We start from the raw sequence: 20,511 nt of genomic DNA, 5'->3' as shown, positions 1-20,511 counted from the left end.
CGGTGGTGTGAGAGGACGGGGGTTAGTCACCCCCTCCTACTTGATTTTAAAAAAAGATCTTTGCAATGGGATAACTTTATTATGAAATTCCTTCTTTAGCTCAATCGATAAAATGAAAAATTGGCTGTTTGGTTATAATGTCTAATGTGAATTAAGACATTATTAGGAGGGATGTATATGTCAGATCAGAACCAATGGATTAACTTCAATCCTGATTTTGCTGTACAGGAGAAAATGGAAGATATTTGGCGTATTACATGTGTATCATGGGAAGACTGTAACGAAAACAATGTACGCTCCTTTTTATCCAAGTGTGACGATGAAAACATTGACCCGCAATTTTGTCTGAACTGGATTCAGCAGCATAAAGGAAAGATTCCAAATGCGCCTTTGATTATCGATACCGCTCTTAATTGGGTAAATGAGCATACGTCCACCGGCTCGCCTATATCTGGTTCAGAACAGGAATTGCAATAATTAGGGGGCCATTTGGCACCCCTTATTAATTTTTTCAAGAGTCGGACTTTGTGCCAGAATTAGCGGACGTTTGCCACGTCGGACCAGGACAGCGTAACGAAATGACATGGCCCGCTTGGAAAGGATAACATAGCAGGTAAAAAAGCGTCAGCCTAGTGTGGACGTGGCTATTTTAGCCGTTCTTTCTTTACAAAGGGACCTTCACCCGCTCACTTTGTACCGTCCTCTTAAAAATCTGCTGTTACTTTAACGTTTTTCTATCTACTCAGAAAAATAGGGATATAGTATGATAGATTCAAAGGAATCGGTAAAGGGTGGAAAAACATGAATCGCAAGGCACGGCAAACGGTAGCTAAACAGTATGGTTTTGTAAGATTAAGAGATATTGCGGTGGGCTTTTTGCTGAACATATGTTTCTTCGCTTTTGTGGCATTTATTATCTTAACTTTTTTGAAGCAGTAGCACCAAATAAATTGAAAATTAAGGTTAAATTATTCTATGTGATTAAAACTGATCAATAAAACGGACTGATCAACAGTATCTCTCTCCCCCCTTAAGAAAATATATAGATTAATGTTGAAAAAGATCTCAAGAGGATGATAATACCCTCTTTCTTGGGATTGCTGCTTTAATCCACGGTTTCAATCATGATCCGGAATCAACAAAATCCGCTTATTTTGATTATGAGGGATTCCATGTGGAGATACCGGGCCATCAAAATAACAAAATAGATGGAGCTTTTTTCGCTGGGTGAAACAGAACTGTGGAGGAAGGCATTGAAGGAAAATTTGATGTATCGGAGAAGATAACCAGGGAATAAGTTTTTTTACAAACGGTATTGTGCTTCTGAACCCGATATACTAATACAAAAATTATTTGCATTGCAAGAAACATTTTGATATTATTATTGTTGAACTTTATGACCGTTTTGTTCAGTTGGTCAATCAGGAGTGAGCGAATGGCTGTCAACCGTAAAAAACTTATATTAGACGCTGCTGCGAAGTCTTTTTCCCAATTTGGATATAAAGCAACGACAATGGAACAAGTAGCAAAAATTGCTAATGTTGGCAAGGGGACAATTTATACTTTTTTTACAAATAAAGAAGAACTCTTTGGTGAAATTGTTCAAAATCTGATTTTCGAGATGAAACAGGAAGCGGAAGAATCGATTGACGTTAATCTTTCCTTTTATGAAAATGTCCATAGGGCTCTTTATAGGCTTTTAAAATACAGGCTGGAGCACCAGTTTACCATTAAGCTTCTCCAAGAAGAAAAAGAAATCGGTACACCGGCAGTTTTAGAAATGGTAAGTAAAGTAGAAGCTGAGATTGTAAGCTATATTAAAGAAAAAGTAGAAATAGCAATTGAAAAGGGTGAAATTCGGAAATGTGATCCTGAGCTGACTGCTTTTATGATGCTAAAGATTTATATTGCGCTAATCTTTGATTGGGAAAAAAGACATAAGCCATTAAACAAAAAGGAAATTGCAGAGTTATTTCAGCTTTATCTTTTTAAAGGATTGTCGAAATTCTAGCAGATAATCCTCATTTTTTTAGAATAAAATGACCAGATGAACAAATTGGTCACTCAACCAGGAGGGGTAATAGTGGGCGGTAAATTATTGATACAAGAGTTAAAGGCAATCTTGTCGAATCGGAAACTCCTCATTCCGATTTTGGCTGTGCTTTTTATTCCTATTTTATATAGCGGAATGTTTTTGTGGGCTTTCTGGGATCCATATAAGCATTTGGACCAATTGCCTGTTGCAATCGTAAACGGTGACAAAGGTGCTGAAATGGATGGTGAGGCTATAGAACTTGGTAATGATTTTGTTAAAAAATTGAAGGAAAGTGACGAATTTGATTTTCACTTTGTACAAAAAGATGAAGGTTATAAAAAACTGAAAGATCAGGACTACTATTTATTAGTTGAAATTCCTGAGTCATTTTCAAGAAATGCAACTACTCTTTTAAATGAAAACCCGGAAAAACTGGAATTAAAATATGTTCCGAATGAGAGCTACAACTTTCTATCGTCTCAAATCGGGGAAACAGCAGTTGCCCGGATTAAGGTTTCATTATCAGAGAAGGTAACGGAAACATATGCAGAAACCATGTTTGATAGTATATCGAAGATGACTGATGGTTTTACTGCTGCCAGTAAAAATGCAGAAATATTAAATTCAGGAATCGATGAAGTGAACTCGGGAGCAAAAACGCTTCAGGAAAAACTCTCCATGCTTGCGGAAAAACAACTTGAATTTCGTAGTGGCGCTGTAAAGGTGCAAAGTGGTTCAACCAAGCTGACAAGTGGCACGAAGGAGCTGGCTGAAGGTCTTGTTAAACTTTCAGAAGGACAGCGGCAGCTGCTGGACGGAGCGAAGAAGGCTGAGGCTGGTTCAGAAGCGCTTGTTACTGGTATGTTACAGGTACATCAAGGAACTGAGGCTGCTAACCAGGCAAGTTCCCAAATAGTCAATGGGACTGCCCAAATACATCAAGGGGCAGTGAAGCTTAGCGATAACCTAAATTCATTTAAAGAAGGCGCGGCCAATACATCAAATGGTGCTTCACAGCTGCAGTCTGGAGTGGCAGAACTGCAAACTATGCTTGGACCATTGTTGGCATCCCTTCCAGCCGATAAACAAGCTGAGTTAACTGCAGCATTTGGAAAGATCAATGCTGGCAGCGGTGAAGTGGCATCCGCAACAGCTAAGCTCTCACAATCCGCTGGACAGCTTTCATCCGGCGCAGGACAGCTAGCGGTGAAGCTGGATGAGTTAAATAATGGTCAAACAAAGCTTCAGCAAAGTTTGGAAAAATTAAGCAAAGCAGGCGGTGAGCTGCAATCAGGCAGCCAGCAGCTTCAGGCTGGCCAAACGGAAATGACAGCAGGAATTTCCCAGGTTAGTGCTAAATTAAGTGAAGCAAAAGAAGGTGCAGGCAAGCTAGCCGGCGGAGCAGAAAGTCTTTCAAACGGAATAACACAGCTTGAAGATGGAACAGCTGCGCTGGCGGATGGTGCAGGCCAGCTGGCTGACGGATCATCTAAGATAACCAGTGGAACATCAAAGCTTGCAGAAGGATCAAAAGAGTTTAAGGAGAAACTGGACGATGCAAAAGAAAAAGCTTCTGGTGTAAAAGCGGATGATAAAACCTTTAATATGATGGCTTCACCTGTAAAAGTAGAGAAGGACGTAATCAATCATGTTCCAAACTATGGAACAGGCTTTGCACCTTACTTCCTGTCATTAGGATTATTTGTCGGAGCACTGATGCTATCGATTGTGTATCCACTGAGAGAGCCAGCGGTCACTCCAAAAAATGGCTTCAGCTGGTTCATAGGCAAGTTTGGCGTATTGGCTGGAGCCGGAATAATTCAGGCCCTTATTGCATCAGCTATTTTATTATGGGGATTGGGGATTAAGGTGCAAAATGTACCTTTGTTTATGCTTTTTGCCATTATAACAAGTCTGGTATTTATTACACTTATTCAGTTCTTTGTAACGTCATTAGGAGACCCAGGGAGATTCGCTGCAATTATCATCTTAATCCTGCAGCTTACAACAAGTGCCGGAACCTTCCCGCTGGAATTAATTCCAGCTCAGCTGCAGGTTTTTAATTCATTCCTGCCCATGACATATTCGGTTCAGGGCTTTAAGGAAGTCATTTCAAGCGGAAACTTCGTCTTTATGTGGGAAAATGCCTATGTGCTATTAGGTTTTACAGCAGTATTTATCGCTGGAACCATTGGCTACTTTAGTTTTAAATATAAAAGGAGCTATTCCGCTTTTTCCAGTAAAGGAAAGGAAAACGTGTAATATAACAGTTTTAACGGATATACAAAAAAGAACCAGTTGCCAGTTTTGGCAGCCGGTTTTTTGCATATAGCAATGGTAGAGAGAGTTTTGTTTGGCAACTATAACCAGAACATAATATGGAAGCATCCGCTCTCAAGGTGTTAAGCAGATGTAGTACCCAGTATTAAAAATCAATTGGAGATATGGTTGCACTTGTCGCACTTGTTGCCGTAGCACTCGTGCTGTTCTTCGATTTTTTCGCCGCACTCACTGCACTGCTTGGCGGGCAGGTTTTTAAAAAATTCAATGCTGCTTTGGATCATGATCATCAGCCTCCAATTAAATTTTTCAGAATAGTAGAAACAGTTTGTTTTCTTTTGTTACTAGTAGTGTATTATAACAGGTGAAACATGTCAATGATGTTTTATAACAAATTTCAAAAAGATGAAAAAATGGGCATAATGGTTTATATTGAAAGAAAACCGAAGCTCCCTTATTTGGGGCTGAATCATTATCTATTGAACTTTAATTAGACATAGGAGTGAGTATATGAAATTAACGGTAATAGGATGCTGGGGCGGCTATCCGGCAAAGAACGAAGCGAGTTCTGGGTACCTGCTTGAATGCGAGAATTTCAAGTTGTTGATTGATTGTGGGAGCGGTGTGCTGTCAAGGCTTCAAAACCATTTGAAGCCTGAAGAACTGGATGCTGTTGTGCTTTCCCATTACCATCCAGATCATGTGGCCGACATTGGAGTTCTTCAGCATGCCCTGCTTATAGGCAGTTTTCTTGGCAATGAGAAAAAAAACTTGCCAATCTACGGCCATACCCTCGATAGGGTTGAGTTCGAAAAATTAACCTACAAGGATATCACAAAGGGAATAGAGTATACAGAAGACAAGCCAGTTAACATCGGGCCTTTTAAATTTACATTCATGAAGACAATACACCCAGTTCCGTGCTTTGCTATGAGAATAGAATCGGGTGGAAAGACGCTCGTATATACAGGTGATACAGCGTATATGGATGAATTGTCCGACTTTGCAGCCGACGCAAATCTCCTCCTTTGCGAAAGCAATTTTTACGGCCATGTGGATGGGTCAGGAGCGGGCCATATGACTAGCAGGGATGCAGGAAGGGTTGCGCATCAGGCTAACGCAATGCTGCTTATGCTGACACATTTACCGCACTTTGGAGAATTGTCCCAGCTGAAAAAGGAAGCTTCTGAGATATTCACCCGTGAAATAGCTATCGCCCAAAGCGATATGGAATTTCAGCTATAATCTGGAGGAATTGTGATGCTGTTTATTGATAACAAAGGGATCACAGATCCTCGCATAAATCTGGCCATTGAGGAATACGCACTAAGAAACCTGGATATCAACGAAACGTATTTATTGTTTTACATAAATGAACCTTCCATTATCATTGGTAAAAACCAGAATACCATTGAAGAAATTAATACAGAATATGTCGAGAAAAATGACATAAAGGTCGTGCGCAGGCTTTCCGGAGGAGGAGCGGTGTACCATGACCACGGAAACCTAAACTTCAGTTTTATTACAAAGGATGATGGGGACAGCTTTCACAATTTCCAAAAGTTCACTGAACCTGTTACTGCTGTCTTGAAAAAATTGGGAGTAAAGGCCGAGCTTAGCGGCAGAAACGATATTCTTGCCGAAGGGCGGAAGATCTCAGGAAACGCCCAGTTCTCCACAAGAGGACGGATGTTTAGCCATGGTACCTTAATGCTGAACTCTGAGCTGAAAAATGTAGTTTCTGCCTTAAGGGTCAAAAAGGACAAGATTGAATCAAAAGGGATTAAATCAATCAGGAGCAGGGTGGCCAATATATCAGAGTTTTTGAATGAGCCTATAACAATGGAGCAATTCCGTTTTCTGCTGCTTAAGAATATTTTTGAAGGTTCAATTGAAATTCCGGAGTATGTCCTAACAGACGATGATTGGGAAAAAATCCACAAGCTTTCAGAAGAACGCTATCGGAATTGGGATTGGAATTACGGAAAATCACCCAAATTCAATCTGCAGCACTCACGCAGATTCCCGGTTGGATCGATTGATTTTCGTCTCGATATTTCGAAGGGTGTAATTGACAATTGTAAGATATATGGAGACTTTTTTGGCCTAGGAGACGTAGAAGATATTGAAAGCAGGCTGATCGGAAGCAAATATGAGCGGAATGAAATTGAAAAACAGTTACAGGACATTGACATCAAACATTATTTTGGTAATGTTTCACGTGAGGATTTGATTGATTTAATCTATTAATGGATAATCCTGCCGATGTCCGAACGGAAGCATGATAAAACAAAGTTGTTACAATAGCCTGTATGGAAAGGATCTCTATACAGGCTATTGTATGTTCTTATACCAATTCACGGAGGTAAAAACATAAGTGAGGATGGTGAAAATTTGGAAAAGAAAATAGCGGTCATTGACATAGACTCCAATTCAATAAGTTTTATTTTCCCAAATAAAAGCGGATAGGGTATTTAAGGAAACTTTTAATATTTAGATCAGGGTATCAATCTCATCATTAGATAACATTTGTTCCCTTGTAAGGTAATTTTGCAGTCGCGCAGAAAGTGAACAATCGTCTACATTGGACAGGTGCGGGTTACAATTGAGAATTCAAATGAGCCGCTTACGGAGGAGCAAACGCAAAATAATCAAAAACAGAATCAAATTAGTAAATTTCGTAGATAAGACCCTTTCAATAGGGGATTTTTCACTGAATAAGAATCTAATAATAAAAAATGTGATTCCAGCATTCTATAACAAAAAAGCAGGACACAGGCTTTGGTGCCAGTTACAGCCTTACTACTGCAGAGCTGGATGTGAACCGCCTTGGCCGGCCAACAATGTTACTTTAGTCAGCTCGCCTATTGGAGAGTTTTGTAACATAAACATTGCCGAAAATGAATTCTTTTAATATAATATATTTTGAAATTTCAAAATGCTAAAAAATGAATGAGTATTCATTCATGGTTGGTTCCAGATAAAAGGGGGATGGAGAAGTATGAATTTATCGGCAAAGCTTCATGAAACATCTTTGATATCGGCAGGCAAACCGGCGTTTTATTTTATGGATCAGGCAACAACTTACGCGGAGCTAGATGCTTCAGTAACCAAATTCGCAGATGGCCTTGGTAAATTAGGGGTGAAAAAAGGGGACCATGTTGCATTGCTTTTGGGCAACTCTCCTTATTTCATTATTGGGTTATATGGTGCACTGCGATTAGGTGCAACAGTAATACCAATCAATCCGATTTATACACCTGACGAGATTGGCTATATCCTGAACAATGGAGATGTAAGAACAGTTATCACGCTTGATATACTTTTGCCATTAATGGAGAAAATGGATTCATTGCTTCCTGGGGTAGAGCATGTGATTTCTTGTGATACTACTGAGGAGAAGGGCGGACTAGACGTTCATTCTTTGTCAATTTACCCTAAATTGAAATCGTTTACATCCGTAGTCGCTTCAGGAGACGCAGGTTTCCAGGGACCAGAGCTTGAGGAAGATGAAACGGCTATTATCCTTTATACTTCTGGGACAACTGGCAAACCAAAAGGAGCGATGCTAACGCATAAAAATTTATATTCAAATGCTCAAGATGTCGCCGACTACCTGAAAATTAATGAAAATGACAGAGTGATCACTGCATTGCCAATGTTTCATGTTTTCTGCCTTACCGTGGCATTGAATGCACCGTTAATGAGCGGGGGAACTCTTGTAATCGTTCCGAGATTCAGCCCGAAGGAAGTGTTCCGGATTGCATCGGAATATGAGATTACATTGTTTGCGGGTGTCCCTACAATGTACAATTTCCTTTATCAATACGAAGAAGGGACAGCAGAAGATCTTAAGTCGCTCCGCCTATGTATCTCCGGTGGGGCTTCCATGCCGGTTGCGCTTCTTAATAGCTTTGAAAAAAAGTTTAATGTTCAGATTTCGGAGGGGTATGGATTATCTGAAGCATCACCTGTTACATGCTTTAACCCGCTTGACCGTCCGAGAAAACCGGGTTCAATCGGAACCTCAATAATTCACGTGGAAAACAGGGTTGTCGACGAGCTGGGAGAGGAAGTTCCAGTAGGGCAAGTTGGCGAATTAGTTGTAAAAGGGCCAAATGTAATGAAGGGTTATTACAAGCTTCCCGAGGAAACAGCAGCTGCCATTAAAGATGGCTGGCTATACACAGGTGACCTGGCAAGGATGGACGATGAAGGGTATTTTTACATAGTTGACCGTAAAAAAGACATGGTCATTGTCGGAGGTTACAATGTTTACCCAAGAGAAGTGGAAGAAGTGCTTTACTCTCATCCAGATGTAGTGGAAGCCGCGGTAATTGGGGTTCCAGATCCAAATCAGGGTGAAACAGTCCACTGCTTTGTAGTGAAGAAAAATGACTTATTAACAGAAGCAGAATTGAAGGCTTTCTGCTCAGAGCACCTTGCTAAGTATAAGCTTCCAAGCCAGATTGATTTTCTCGAGGAGCTGCCGAAGAATACGACTGGAAAAATACTGCGAAGGTCATTAAGAAGTCAAATATTGCAGAACCATTAATATCTAAAATCGCAGGAGACCTACTATGCAGGAAGGTCTCTTTTTTGTCGGCCAGTGCATACAAACAGGGCTACAATGAATTCATCCCATGATTTCGGTACGAAAGGGACATACACCTAAAAATGCACTGTTGAATATGGTGTAGGGTAGTTAACTTTCTGGGAGGTACGTTATGCAGCCACAATATATAAATCCGGAATATCCTCAAATGATGGAAAATGGTCTTAACTTTATGGAGCAAATTGATCAGCGGCAGCAGCCTTACGGATACTCTTATCCAAGGCCAAGACCAAGACCAAGGCCGCGTCGCCCTTATTATTATCCATACTATCCCTATTATCCCTCCTATCCATACTATCCGTATTACCCATATTATCCGGGATATGGCTATGGAGGCGGATACGGAGGCGGATACGGAGGCGGTTATGGGTACGGAGGATGGGATGACAACTACTGATCAAGGATAGCCGTAACAGGATAAAAGCCTTGCCTAAATAAAAGAATTTAATTCTAACACCCTTATTATTAATAAAGCCTTATAAGATGCTCCAGAGGGCACTTGTGAGGCTTTATTTTTTAATTATGAATTTATAAGCAAGTAAGAATTGTGGATTTTAATCTGATCTCAGCTTCAGACAGAATCAAGGTCCTTACTTCTTCATTAAACGGAGTTTCCTATGGAAGCTGAATGGCTTCAACGGATTGGCGTTTATTGATCTTTATAGCCACAAATAAAAATGAAAAGGCTGCAATGAAACGGGCTGCAGAAACAATCGTCATCGCATGATTCATTCCAAGTAAATTCAGCAAATAAACGCCGGTTTGAGGTGCAATGAAGCCGACTATTGCCAGTAAGAAGGTGTAGTTGGCAATATAATTCGTCCGATCTGCATCAGGTGTTGCTTTAAGCAACTGGTTAAACAGAAGCAGATTCGTTCCGGATACAAATAGCCCAATCCATAAGTTTATTAACGTTAAATAAATAAGATTAGCTGAAAGAATCGTCAACACGGGTGCTGTTGCCATACCTGCAGCGGCTACGAATAGAACCATTGTATTTCCCCAACGGTCAGCCGCATTAGCCCACCATTTGATGCTTATAATCTGTGCAAGCTGGTTTGTAACCGAGAATAAACTGAACCACATCGCTGTGGCATTGGCCTCTTTGATATGGTATATGCTAAAAATCGACCATCCCATCTGGGCGGCAAAGTTAAAAAGCAGGGCGCAAATCAAAAACATAACATAAGGTTTATAGCTGAATACTTCCATCGAGAACTTTTTACTGTGTTCTGAGGCTTGTTCATTATTCTCTTTTTTAGTGCTATCCTCTTTATGTTTAAATAAATACCAAACTTCAAATATCGCAAAAATAAAACCTAGTATTATTAATATTTGATAAGGATAAGCATCGTTTTTATCGAACAGGTTTAAAAAGAAACCAGATAAGAATGTCACAGCAAGAGCGGCAATCGTGTTGTATCGGTTTCTGGAACTAAAAAAGTTGCCTCTTCGTTCACTTGGAATTAAATCGCCGATCATCGACTGCCATGATAAATTGGAAAGCGAGCCCGGAAAATTCAATAGGGCAATCAAAATAACAAGAATCCACGCAGCATGCGTTTGGGAGAGGAACGGAATAAACAATATAAGCATAAATAAAAATCTCGTAGCCAGGGTAGACAAGGCGGCAAAGTTCTTTTTGCTCTGAACCCTATTCAACAGGATGGCACCGGGAATGACAGCCAGCATTCCGATGATGGATGGAAGTGATGTGATCAGGCCCATCTGAGTATTGGTTGCTCCCAATACGCTTATTGCAAACAACGGGATATAACCATTAACCATATTTGTAGAGGCAGTAGAGGCGATGCCATTATAGAAACTTAACTTTTCATTTTTTGTATAACTCAAGAATATAGCTCTCCTTTTTATATTCTAAATTTATTTTATGCTGGCATTGGACGGAGTATTATCAGCGGATAAATGCAGGTTTATTCAATGTAATTCTGAGCCAGATTAATAGGCCGAAATGAATTGTACAATGGCGGTTCTCCGGAGGCAAGAGGGACATATAAAAACAGTCTGTTTAGCATAGCTTCTCAATTGAGAACGTAAGTACAAAGCCACTACTGAATTGCTGTCAAGAGTGAGAGGTAGGTGCATCAAGCTGCAAAAGTAGTGAGCAGGCTAAAGTATTAGGAATAAAGAAGACGAAGGTTATCGGTGTCGTCCTCCCAAGATTAGCCTGGAAGGGTAAGTATTTCCAGGTATCGCGGGTACAGCTACCGAAATACTAATGGAAGATTTTGAAGTTTGAAGTAGGTGCAAATACGGCAGGCTTTGAAATCAGCATCAGGAGAAATACCAGTCTTGTTTTTAAAACAGGTGAACAAGCATTATCCTAGAAAGAAAGAAATTTAACGGTGATGGCTGTGAGAAAAGAAGCTGTAAACTGGACAAACTTGTAAGCCATCACTTATTCCTTGATATTTCTTGTATTGAAGTTTTTGCTAATGGAGGTTCTGAAGTGTTTACTTCAAGATATTTTCTTAATTATGAGGACCGACAAATATTATTTTCAGCAGAAGGACAGGTATCCTGCTCCATAACAAAATGGCAACTTTTCAATGTGAGAGTTTTTACTGAAAAAGGATAGATAAACGGAATGTCCGTTTATTTATCCTTTTTATATTAAGATAAGAAAGTATAACTTTTTTATCAAGCACAGATGCTGTATAGCTCCAGCACCCAGCAACTTTTTTTCCGTAGGAAAATAAAGCCCCGACGCACAGGACGTGGCGTTTTTAGTCGGCCCCGAATGTTGTGACCAAGTGCTGTCACAACCCTGTGTTGCGATCAAGTGACATCTCAACCTTGGTCATAAGTCAATCACTTCGGAGGGAAAAAGCTCTTTCTGTCAGCGATTGTCTTATGCTTGCTGGACTTGGATAGGACAAGGAATGCTCCGTCAGCAATACATCGCACAAAACAAAGCGACAGCATTGTGAGGATGTGCTGGCGTCGACGTTTGGCACAGGACATGCCAGAGCTTAGTCGACATTCCTCTGTCACGATGTGGGCCAAACTCTATATAAATTTGACAATGTCTTTTACAGGCAATCGAGTGGTGTTATGTGCTGGTGCAGCTGCTTTTCCGAGCGGAATTAATACAATCGGGTAAATACCCTCAGGTAAGTTGAATTTTTCCGCAAATTTCACCCTGTCAAACCCTCCCATAGGAACGGTATCATAGCCGTACGCCTTTGCAATTAGCATAAGCTGCATAGAAACAAGGCCTGCGTCAAATTGCGCAATATTCCTTCTGGCTTCTTCTGATATCTTGGGATAAAGATTATTCGTGTTTTCCACCATGCGCTGCATGTTTGTTTCATTCATGTAGCCGGCTTCGACACTGCTTCGGTATATTTTTTCCGTATCTTTATATGCATCGATCACGCCAAGCACTGCGATAACTGCAGAAGCTGTTTCTACCTGTGCCTGGTTATTGGCAATCGCTCTTAATTCCTTTTTTGAATCCTGATCTGTAATGACGATAAAACGCCAAGGCTGCAGATTACTGGATGAAGGTGCAAGGGAAGCTTTCTCTAACATTTTTTCAATTTCTTCCCTCGGTATTTCATAATTAGGGTCATAAACCCTTACTGATTTTCTTTCGCGGATGACTTCTAAGATGTTTTTGTCATTTGATGCAGTCACATTCTGTTCCTCCTAGATTGCAATTGCTAACAGATAGTAGCGTATTAAAGATTACTATTTAGTACATTTTGAAGTCAAATTTACTGTTTTTACTGTTTTATTTCCATTAATTACCATAATAATATATTAATATAGTTTAAAATTTTGAAAAAATCCAAAAACATCTTGTAATAAAAAAGGACTATGTTTATAATTTAGTACATAAAAGCATAAAAGTAAAAAATGAAATACTTATAGATAACTGAACGGGGGATTTAGATGAAAAAGAAATGGCTAGGATCTGCAGCAACGGTCAGCATGCTTGCGGCAATAATGTTAGCAGGCTGCGGCAGTACTGATACAAGCAGTACGGAGAAAAATGACGCTCCATCAAAGGATAAAGAGATAAAGATCGGGATGACTCAAATTGTTGAACATCCTTCGTTAGACGCAGCTTCAAAGGGTTTTAAGGCGGCCCTGGAAGAAAAGGGTTTGAAAGCAGAATTTGATATGCAAATCGCGGGAGATCCGAATAATACACAAACTGTTGCAAATAATTTTGTCTCAGATAAGGTTGATTTGATTTTTGCTAATTCAACCCCAAGTGCTCTTGGTGCATTAAATGCAACAAAGGATATTCCAGTTGTTTTTACATCAGTAACTGATCCATTAGGAGCAAAGCTAGTTTCATCGATGGAGGCCCCTGGCGGAAATGTAACTGGAACGACTGATACTCATCCTGACGCAATTCCAAAAACGGTAGAATTCATTGCTAAGCAAATGAAGGCCAAAAAAGTAGGAACAATCTATAATGCCGGAGAGCAGAATTCTGTTGCTCAGGTGGAAATTGTGAAAAAAGAAATGAAGAAAGCGGGTATTGAACTGGCTGAAGCCTCGGTGTCAACCTCTGCTGAAGTCAAGCAAGCCGCTGAGTCACTTGCAGGAAAAGTCGATGCCTTTTACGTCATTACTGATAATACGGTTGTATCCGCTCTTGAGTCGGTAATTGGCGTTGCAAATGATAAGGATATCCCTTTATTTGTCGGCGAGCTTGATTCAGTTGCGCGAGGCGGGTTTGCAGCATATGGTTTTGACTATTATGATATCGGCTTTGAAGCAGGAGAAATGGCTGCACAGATTTTACAGGATGGGAAAAAGCCAGAGGATCTGCCTGTCCAATATCCTCAAAAATTAAAGCTCTCCATAAACGAAAAGGCAGCTAAGGAAATGGGCATTGAAATCAAAGAAGAATGGAAGTCTGAAGCGGAAATTGTAAAATAATGAAAGCAATCCGCGGAAACTCCACTGGAGAGGAAGAGATATATGTTAGCAATATTCAGTTCAGTTGAAGCGGGTGTCATTTATGCCATAATGGCTCTTGGCGTTTATTTATCATTCCGTATTCTGGATTTTCCCGATTTGACTGTTGACGGCAGCTTTGTAACAGGGGCATCGGTTGCAGCAATTATGATTGTTAATGGCCAGAGCCCGCTTGTGGCCACTGCAGCCGCTTTACTAGCCGGCTTTGCAGCAGGGATGATTACAGGCCTGCTGCATACAAAAGGAAAAGTGAATCCGCTTCTTTCCGGTATATTAATGATGATAGCTTTATATTCCATTAACCTCCGGATAATGGGAAAATCAAATGTCCCGCTTTTGACGGAAGAAACAATTATGACAAAGATTACTGCATTTTGGCAAAACTCAGGGTTGGACGGGATATTGAACAACCTATTAACGTCTGCCGGAATGACTGAAATTCCGAAAACATGGGGCATTTTAATCACAATGCTTCTGCTTGCTGTTCTGATCAAAGTATTAATTGACGCTTTTCTTAAAACAGAAATTGGTCTCGTACTCCGTGCCACTGGAAATAATGCGGCAATGGTAAAAAGCTTTTCTGCCAACACCAATACCATGAAGGTTCTTGGATTGGGGATTTCAAATGGGCTTGTCGCCTTTTCAGGTGCGCTGGTTGCCCAATATAATGGATTCAGCGATGCGGGTATGGGAATCGGAATGATTGTGATTGGTCTTGCTTCAGTCATCATCGGTGAAGCTGTCTTCGGTTCAAAAACAATCGCTAGAGCTACACTTGCTGTGATCGGCGGTGCGGTCATTTATCGTATTGTTGTAACGCTTGCCTTACAGGTACAATTTCTTGAAACAGGGGACATGAAGCTGATTACAGCAGTAATTGTTATATTTGCTTTAATTATCCCGAGTATTTCGGCCGCTCAAAAAGAAAGAAGCCGAAAGAAGAAAAGGCTGAAGGAGCTTTCATTTGAGAGGGCAGATTCTTTCGAGAAAGGCGGGGAAAATATTGCTGCAGCTAAATCGGATTTTTAAAGTTTTCAACGAGGGGACACCTGATGAGAAACTGGCACTCAATAACATTGATCTTCAGATGGCTAAGGGTGAATTTGTAACGGTTATTGGGAGCAATGGAGCCGGAAAATCAACATTAATGAACTTGATCTCCGGCAGGCTTATTCCTGACGCAGGTGAAGTGATAATTGACGGACAAAATATGACCACTGTTCCTGAGCATGTTCGTTCAAGAGTAATTGGACGTGTGTTCCAGGATCCAATGGCAGGAACTGCGCCTGAAATGACAATAGAAGAAAACCTCGCAATCGCATATACAAGGACAAAACGCAAAGGGCTCTACTTTGGGGTAACAGGCAAAAGGCGAGCGTTCTTTAAAGAAACCCTTGAGACTCTTCATCTGAATCTCGAGAACAGGATAAACACAAAGGTAGGAATGCTTTCGGGGGGAGAAAGGCAGGCGCTATCCCTATTGATGGCTACTTTTACGGAGCCGAAGATATTGCTGCTTGATGAGCACACCGCAGCGCTGGATCCAGCAAGGGCAGAATTAATAACAAATTTGACTCGGCAAATAGTTGAGCAATATAAACTGACTACGCTGATGGTTACTCATAATATGCAGCAGGCTGTTGATCTTGGCGATTCTTTAATTATGATGGACAAAGGACAGATTATTTTTGATGCAAAAGGCAAGGATAAATCCTCCTTAACTGTTGAAAAGCTTCTTGAAGAGTTCCAGCGAATCCGCGGCGAACAAATGACCAATGACAGAGCCGTACTTATTTAAATGATTCATAACGGACCTTGCCAGGCTTCTTAATGGCACGGTCCTTTTTTCTGTGGAGTTTTAAAGCGAATGAAATGGTAATTGGAATATTTGGATTAATTTAGGAAAATAAAAATATGTCATTTGGGAGGAGAATAGAAATGGCCATCACCATTACAGAAAAGCAAACATCAGATTTCAGGCAGGGCATCCAGTCAGGTGTTAGCATTGCCATTGGATATTTTCCGATTGCACTTACATATGGGCTACTGGCAAAGACTACTGGTTTGACAATGGCTGAAACCGTTGCCATGAGCATTTTTGTTTTTGCTGGAGCGGCACAATACGTATCTCTAAGCCTGCTTACTTCAGGGACAGGGATTTTTGAAATCGTCCTTACTACATTTATATTAAATATCCGACATTTTTTAATGTCAACGGCTTTGAACGAAAAAAGCACGGATGACCGGTTGTGGAAAAAGGCAGGATACGCTTTTGGAGTAACGGATGAAACTTTCTCGGTTGCGGCAACAAAGGACGGGACTGTCTCAGCCGGTTATATGTATGGGGTGATCAGTGTCAGCTATTCAAGCTGGGTCGTGTTTTCAGGTCTTGGTTACTTGTTTGGAGCTAGCCTGCCCAAAACATTGCAGGAAAGCATGTCGGTTGCCCTTTACGCGATGTTCATCGGCCTTTTGGTCCCTTCAATGAAGGGATCAATGAAGGTGATATATTTGGCGGCGCTTGCGGCTTGTTTTAACAGCATTTTCACTATTTCAGGCATGTTGAAGACGGGATGGGCTATCGTTACGGCAACCCTTTTATCAGCTATCCTGGTCGAGCTGGTAGAATATTTCAAAAAAGGGAAAGAAGGCTATGGCCATGAATAGTACAATCGCAATAATGATATTGGGGATGGCTGTAGTAACGTATTTACCAAGGATGCTGCCATTTGTACTATTTAAAGGAAAGGAATTGCCTCCTTTTGTCCAAGGTATTTTGAAAAATATACCATTTGCTACACTTGGAGCACTGATATTTCCCGGAATCTTGTTTATCCAAGAGGATATACTCTACGGAATTATCGGGGCTGCAGCTGCAATTATTATTGCATTCACTGGTGCGAATGTTATTGTTGTAGTTCTTGGAGCAATCGCAGTATTAAGTGTGTATTCTTATTTCATGCCCTTTTAGGACCTGGAAGGTAAAACTATGAGAAAGATCTTGCCCAGACGGCAAGGTCTTTCATATGTTCTTTAAGAAAGCTAGTTTAATTCTTTCATGATTCTTTTATATACTTTATCTTTGTCGAAATTTCCTTGACCCATTCCAAACACTTCAATTACACGGTTATTTTGATCTACCAAATAGGTTGCACTTGTATGGATAAACTGGCCTGTTCCGGGGTCACGGTATTGAAAATTAAACTGGTCGGCCAATTTTTTTGTATCTCCGTCAGTTCCGCGCAAAAGCTCCCAACCCTCCTGTTTATCAATTTCAAAGTTCTCAGCATAATTTTTTAGGACATCCTGAGTATCTTTTTTTGGATCAAATGTAATAGTCAAAAATTCAACTTCATTGCCGAATTTACCTTTATCTTCCAGATGGTCCCTAACTTTTTTCATTTGAAAAGTCGTATTTGGGCAAATATCGGGGCATTCTGTATAAATGAATTCAAGTAAACGGACTTTTGGAGGCATATCATTGAAAGAGTAGGATTTTCCGTTATGTGTTTCCATAACAATTTCCTTGGGAAAAACCATTTTTGATTGCCGGTATTCTGTAAAATAATAAATGCCTGAACTAATTCCAATCACCAGCAGGACGGAAAAAATAATATATACCTTTTTCATGTTTCACCTCGAAGGATTAATATAAGGAAAAGATTTTTGCTATATGAATGTCGAGAATATATCTTAACTATAACTTAAGGAAATGTAATGAAGGTGCCGGAAAAGAGAACAAACATTGAAGATTATTTGAACTTTTAGTGTCTTATCACACTCTTTATGTTCTAACCTGAACTTCGATTACTACAATATACAATAGGGCTGTCCATGAAAGGAGGAGAAGTTGATGAGAAGAAAGATCGGTGTGCAAGCAGTGTTCATCTATTTATTCTTTATGATAGCTGTGTACTGCTACCTATACTTTGGAGGAGATTCCGGCATTCCTGAGGCTTTCAGGGGGACCAGTGCAGATCCGGCAACATTTCTTAACGGAAGGGAACTGATGCTTAGTGAGGAATATTCCAGGATCAGAAACTTCCTTTTCTTTGTATCTATACCTTTTGAGTGGCTTTTTCTTTTATTAATGTTATTAGGAGGCTTGTCCCAGACCTTTGAAAGATGGGCTGCCGCTTCCTCAAAATCGAGAATATTGCAAACTGCCATTTATGTCTTCTGGCTCTCGATTATAACTTTAATCGCGGCTTTCCCATTTAAGTATATAGGGTACTATTTAAGCAAGGAATATAATATTTCCACCCAGTCATTTTCATCCTGGATGAAGGATCAAATTACCGATTTTTGGCTGAACTTCGGATTGACCTTTCTTCTCGTTTCCGTTCTTTATTGGCTGATACAAAAGAGCCAAAAAAGATGGTGGCTTTATGCATGGCTTTTGTCAGTTCCATTTTCATTTTTTATGATGTTTCTTCAGCCTGTAGTGATTGATCCACTGTATAATGACTTTTATCCCTTGAAAGATAAAAAACTCGAAACGAAGATTCTAGAGATGGCGGATAAGGCAGATATTCCGGCTGACCATGTGTATGAAGTGAATATGGCTGAGAAAACCAATTCTCTGAATGCTTATGTAACTGGTGTTGGATCGAATTCACGAATAGTGCTATGGGATACTACGCTTAACCGGCTTGAAGATGATGAAATTTTATTTATTATGGCGCATGAGATGGCCCATTATGTTGAAAAACATATTTATATCGGTATTTCGGGATATTTGCTGTTAAGTTTGGCGGGATTGTGGGTTATCGCAAAAATTATGGATCATGCGGTTCGAAAGTGGGGAGGTATTCTCCAAGTTTCTTCTGTGAGAAATATTAGCTCGCTCCCGCTGTTCCTGCTGGTCGCTTCAATCCTCACATTTGCATCAGCACCGCTGTCCAATGCTGTGTCTCGCTATCAAGAAGCACGTGCTGACAGCTATGCAATAAAAATGACCCAAGATAGTCAATCCGCCATCGGCACCTTTCAGGAGCTGACAAGGGCAGGGCTGAGCGAAGTGAACCCCCCTTATCTTGTAAAGCTGTTCCGCTACAGCCATCCAACGATGCTGGAACGAATTTCCGCTCTCGAGCAGTATGATCGGGAAAAAGAATAGATATGTTAAACAGGCATATACGTTTAGTATGTTTCTTGCTAAAATGATTATAAAATACCAAATTAGGGATTTTTTATATTCGAAGGGCTATGGTGGGTAAAAATGCATCGAAATAAAGAATTGTATCAGTTTTTATCAGATAATTCTTGGCAGCTGACCGAGCGATGGTACGAGTCACTAGAAAAAAGTAAAAGTGGTGGTGTATATGCATCCGCCGATCCAATAGTGATTGAAGGCTTAAAAAAACAAAACCACGAATTTCATAAGCGCTTCTTCCGGGTGTTTTTGGAAGATGAATGCAAATTCTTTGAAACATTTGAAGAGTGGGTATTACTTGTCGCCAAAGACCAAGAACATTTAAGAACACCGATACATTTAATTTTAAAGGAATTTTTCAATAACCAAGATCATTATTTGGACTTAATCAAGGAGTTCGTTTCTCAGCACCCAGGCAAATATTCACATGACGAAATTCATCTATGGATGCGCACTATAATTAAATTATTCGGTCAAGTGATAACATGGTTCACTGAAGAAAATTTTAAGCAGTCACAACAGCAGCTTGAAGCTCAGCAGGAAATGATTCGGGAATTAAGCGCACCAGTGATATCTTTAAACCATAACACTGCGCTGCTTCCACTCGTAGGCGACATTGACACAGCAAGAGCTAAGTTTCTATTTGAAAATACTTTACAGCAATGTGCAAAAAAGAGGGTTAATCACCTGTTTATCGATTTATCTGGAGTAGTCATGATTGATACAATGGTTGCTCACCAGATATTTCAATTGATAGAAGGTTTAAGTTTGCTTGGAGTCCATTCCACCCTGTCTGGATTAAGGCCTGAAATTGCTCAGACAGCAGTTCAATTAGGACTTTCATTTGATAAAGTTTCCTTTACATCAACTTTAGAGAAGGCAATTAACCAGCTTATTAATAATTAAATGATAAAGCGCTTGAAAAAAACCCTTGTCATCATTGACAAGGGTTTTACACGGTTTTCGTCAGGTTAAAGGATTTTAGCTTCCAAAAGCCTGATTTACCTGAATTAATTCACAGGTTAATTCCATAAAAAGGGATTTGTTTTTCTGGTCGAGGGCATGGTCTATTTCGTTTACGAGCTTCTGTTGCTTTCGTTTCAATAAAGCTTCAGTAATGATCATATCAATCATCAGATTCTGCATGTAATTTTCTCTTTTCTTCTTGTTCATTGCACATGACTTTGTTAATTCAGAATAGGATTTCTCATGTTTCATGAAACTCACCCCTGAGACCTTTTAAATAGTATATGGATAATGGGGGGGAAATTCAACCAAATAATTATAATTTTTTTAATTTTTAGTTTATTTTAAAAAATTAAGCTGATTTCCCTTTGGTGCGCTCATGGGGGCAGTTCTATATCATTCATTTAGCTTTACTGAAAATTTGAATTTTTTGTGAATTCAGTAAAATCCCCTATGGGGCATGTTATGATAAAGATGTTGGAAATTCATGGTTATTAGAGA

At 40.0% G+C, this 20,511-nt stretch carries 21 protein-coding genes; 16 read left to right on the top strand and 5 right to left on the bottom strand.

Annotation, left to right across the window (positions count from 1 at the left end; translation table 11 throughout):
- Nucleotides 1-177 precede the first annotated feature (177 nt).
- The 4 genes from D0469_RS19725 (at nucleotide 178) to D0469_RS19715 (ending at nucleotide 4,297) form a co-directional block, all read left to right on the top strand.
- Nucleotides 178-477 carry a hypothetical protein gene (locus D0469_RS19725; protein ID WP_117328432.1) on the top strand — a complete coding sequence of 100 codons (300 nt, stop codon included), beginning with the start codon at nucleotides 178-180 and terminating at the stop codon, nucleotides 475-477.
- Between the two features lie 324 nt (nucleotides 478-801).
- On the top strand, nucleotides 802-939 hold the full coding sequence (locus tag D0469_RS21280) for a hypothetical protein (RefSeq protein ID WP_158553604.1): 138 nt from the start codon (nucleotides 802-804) through the stop codon (nucleotides 937-939).
- 496 nt (nucleotides 940-1,435) lie between these two features.
- Complete coding sequence (locus tag D0469_RS19720) at nucleotides 1,436-2,011, top strand: TetR/AcrR family transcriptional regulator (protein WP_117328431.1); 576 nt, start codon at nucleotides 1,436-1,438, stop codon at nucleotides 2,009-2,011.
- Nucleotides 2,012-2,083: 72 nt separating this feature from the next.
- Complete coding sequence (locus D0469_RS19715; RefSeq protein ID WP_117328430.1) at nucleotides 2,084-4,297, top strand: YhgE/Pip domain-containing protein; 2,214 nt, start codon at nucleotides 2,084-2,086, stop codon at nucleotides 4,295-4,297.
- Nucleotides 4,298-4,467: 170 nt separating this feature from the next.
- On the opposite strand, the gene yhfH is transcribed toward D0469_RS19715, so the two are convergent.
- On the bottom strand, nucleotides 4,468-4,599 hold the full coding sequence (yhfH, locus tag D0469_RS19710) for a protein YhfH (RefSeq protein ID WP_101591281.1): 132 nt from the start codon (nucleotides 4,597-4,599) through the stop codon (nucleotides 4,468-4,470).
- A gap of 226 nt (nucleotides 4,600-4,825) precedes the next feature.
- On the opposite strand from yhfH, the gene D0469_RS19705 reads away from it, so the two are divergent.
- From D0469_RS19705 to D0469_RS19685, 4 genes are all read left to right on the top strand, one after another.
- On the top strand, nucleotides 4,826-5,560 hold the full coding sequence (locus D0469_RS19705) for an MBL fold metallo-hydrolase (protein WP_117328429.1): 735 nt from the start codon (nucleotides 4,826-4,828) through the stop codon (nucleotides 5,558-5,560).
- 15 nt (nucleotides 5,561-5,575) lie between these two features.
- Nucleotides 5,576-6,565 carry a lipoate--protein ligase gene (locus D0469_RS19700; RefSeq protein WP_117328428.1) on the top strand — a complete coding sequence of 330 codons (990 nt, stop codon included), beginning with the start codon at nucleotides 5,576-5,578 and terminating at the stop codon, nucleotides 6,563-6,565.
- A gap of 751 nt (nucleotides 6,566-7,316) precedes the next feature.
- Nucleotides 7,317-8,870: a fatty acid--CoA ligase family protein gene (locus tag D0469_RS19690; protein WP_117328426.1), complete on the top strand. Its 1,554-nt coding sequence runs from the start codon at nucleotides 7,317-7,319 to the stop codon at nucleotides 8,868-8,870.
- Nucleotides 8,871-9,042: 172 nt separating this feature from the next.
- Nucleotides 9,043-9,327: a hypothetical protein gene (locus tag D0469_RS19685; RefSeq protein ID WP_199478593.1), complete on the top strand. Its 285-nt coding sequence runs from the start codon at nucleotides 9,043-9,045 to the stop codon at nucleotides 9,325-9,327.
- 218 nt (nucleotides 9,328-9,545) lie between these two features.
- On the opposite strand, the gene D0469_RS19680 is transcribed toward D0469_RS19685, so the two are convergent.
- Nucleotides 9,546-10,784 carry an MFS transporter gene (locus D0469_RS19680; protein ID WP_117328425.1) on the bottom strand — a complete coding sequence of 413 codons (1,239 nt, stop codon included), beginning with the start codon at nucleotides 10,782-10,784 and terminating at the stop codon, nucleotides 9,546-9,548.
- A 484-nt stretch (nucleotides 10,785-11,268) separates the two neighbouring features.
- Here D0469_RS19680 and D0469_RS22195 point away from each other — a divergent pair, with 484 nt between their 5' ends.
- Complete coding sequence (locus D0469_RS22195) at nucleotides 11,269-11,529, top strand: GH32 C-terminal domain-containing protein (RefSeq protein ID WP_158553605.1); 261 nt, start codon at nucleotides 11,269-11,271, stop codon at nucleotides 11,527-11,529.
- A 431-nt stretch (nucleotides 11,530-11,960) separates the two neighbouring features.
- Here the strand turns inward: D0469_RS22195 and D0469_RS19675 are convergent, their stop codons facing one another.
- Nucleotides 11,961-12,590, bottom strand: coding sequence for a nitroreductase family protein (locus D0469_RS19675; protein ID WP_117328424.1), 630 nt, complete (start codon nucleotides 12,588-12,590; stop codon nucleotides 11,961-11,963).
- A gap of 258 nt (nucleotides 12,591-12,848) precedes the next feature.
- On the opposite strand from D0469_RS19675, the gene D0469_RS19670 reads away from it, so the two are divergent.
- The 5 genes from D0469_RS19670 (at nucleotide 12,849) to D0469_RS19650 (ending at nucleotide 16,860) form a co-directional block, all read left to right on the top strand.
- Nucleotides 12,849-13,850: an ABC transporter substrate-binding protein gene (locus D0469_RS19670; RefSeq protein WP_117328423.1), complete on the top strand. Its 1,002-nt coding sequence runs from the start codon at nucleotides 12,849-12,851 to the stop codon at nucleotides 13,848-13,850.
- 42 nt (nucleotides 13,851-13,892) lie between these two features.
- The gene (locus D0469_RS19665) at nucleotides 13,893-14,918 is read left to right on the top strand and encodes an ABC transporter permease (RefSeq protein WP_117328422.1); all 1,026 of its coding nucleotides are present in this window, start codon (nucleotides 13,893-13,895) and stop codon (nucleotides 14,916-14,918) included.
- A complete protein-coding gene (locus D0469_RS19660; protein ID WP_117328421.1) occupies nucleotides 14,893-15,687 on the top strand; it encodes an ABC transporter ATP-binding protein in 795 nt (264 codons plus the stop codon). The genes D0469_RS19665 and D0469_RS19660 overlap by 26 nt, the downstream gene beginning before the upstream one ends.
- A 140-nt stretch (nucleotides 15,688-15,827) precedes the next feature.
- Nucleotides 15,828-16,556, top strand: a complete 729-nt coding sequence (locus D0469_RS19655) for an AzlC family ABC transporter permease (protein WP_117328420.1) — start codon at nucleotides 15,828-15,830, stop codon at nucleotides 16,554-16,556.
- Nucleotides 16,549-16,860, top strand: coding sequence for an AzlD domain-containing protein (locus D0469_RS19650; protein ID WP_117328419.1), 312 nt, complete (start codon nucleotides 16,549-16,551; stop codon nucleotides 16,858-16,860). The genes D0469_RS19655 and D0469_RS19650 overlap by 8 nt, the downstream gene beginning before the upstream one ends.
- Before the next feature lie 71 nt (nucleotides 16,861-16,931).
- Here D0469_RS19650 and D0469_RS19645 read toward each other — a convergent pair whose 3' ends face one another.
- A complete protein-coding gene (locus D0469_RS19645) occupies nucleotides 16,932-17,519 on the bottom strand; it encodes an SCO family protein (RefSeq protein WP_117328418.1) in 588 nt (195 codons plus the stop codon).
- A gap of 223 nt (nucleotides 17,520-17,742) precedes the next feature.
- On the opposite strand from D0469_RS19645, the gene D0469_RS19640 reads away from it, so the two are divergent.
- Both D0469_RS19640 and D0469_RS19635 read left to right on the top strand, forming a co-directional pair.
- Nucleotides 17,743-19,008, top strand: coding sequence for a M48 family metallopeptidase (locus D0469_RS19640; protein ID WP_117328417.1), 1,266 nt, complete (start codon nucleotides 17,743-17,745; stop codon nucleotides 19,006-19,008).
- 102 nt (nucleotides 19,009-19,110) lie between these two features.
- Complete coding sequence (locus D0469_RS19635) at nucleotides 19,111-19,950, top strand: STAS domain-containing protein (protein ID WP_117328416.1); 840 nt, start codon at nucleotides 19,111-19,113, stop codon at nucleotides 19,948-19,950.
- A 75-nt stretch (nucleotides 19,951-20,025) separates the two neighbouring features.
- Here D0469_RS19635 and D0469_RS19630 read toward each other — a convergent pair whose 3' ends face one another.
- Entirely contained in the window at nucleotides 20,026-20,262 is a 237-nt protein-coding gene (locus D0469_RS19630; protein ID WP_117328415.1) for an IDEAL domain-containing protein, read from the bottom strand.
- Nucleotides 20,263-20,511: the final 249 nt, after the last annotated feature.

Source organism: Peribacillus saganii (genome assembly GCF_003429095.1).
In the GTDB taxonomy this organism is placed as follows: Bacteria; Bacillota; Bacilli; order Bacillales; family DSM-1321; genus Peribacillus; species Peribacillus saganii.
Note: the sequence above shows the minus strand (reverse complement) of the source record. Positions and strands in the feature narration are given on the sequence as shown.